The 383-nt window shown below is 65.8% G+C and carries 1 protein-coding gene; it reads right to left on the bottom strand.

Translation table 11 applies throughout. The features are described from left to right. Positions 1–383 (bottom strand): ATP-binding cassette domain-containing protein (locus EN935_RS40525; protein ID WP_164771956.1); only part of this gene is annotated, 383 nt, incomplete at both ends.

Raw genomic sequence — 383 nt, 5'->3', positions numbered from 1 at the left:
GCCGGCATAGAGCACCGACACCTTCTGGCTGATCTTGGCGACGACGCCGAGATCATGGGTGACGAACAGGATCGCCGTGCCGTGTTCGCGCTGCAATTGCACGATCAGCCGCAGGATCTGCTTCTGCACGGTGACGTCGAGTGCCGTCGTCGGCTCATCGGCGACGATCAGCCTTGGCTCGGCGGCGAAGGCGGCGGCGATCAGCACGCGCTGGCGCATGCCGCCGGAAAGCTCGTGCGGATAGCTTTTCAGCACGCGGTCGGGGTCGCGGATCTGCACCTCGTTCAGCAATTGCCGGATGCGGGTATCGGCCTTCTCGCCACTCCAGCCGAGGATGCGCACCAGCCGGTCGGTCATCTGCGAGCCGATGCGGCGTGACGGGT

This window comes from Mesorhizobium sp. M7D.F.Ca.US.004.03.1.1 (genome assembly GCF_003998635.1).
Lineage (GTDB): Bacteria > Pseudomonadota > Alphaproteobacteria > Rhizobiales > Rhizobiaceae > Mesorhizobium > Mesorhizobium loti.
Note: the sequence above shows the minus strand (reverse complement) of the source record. Positions and strands in the feature narration are given on the sequence as shown.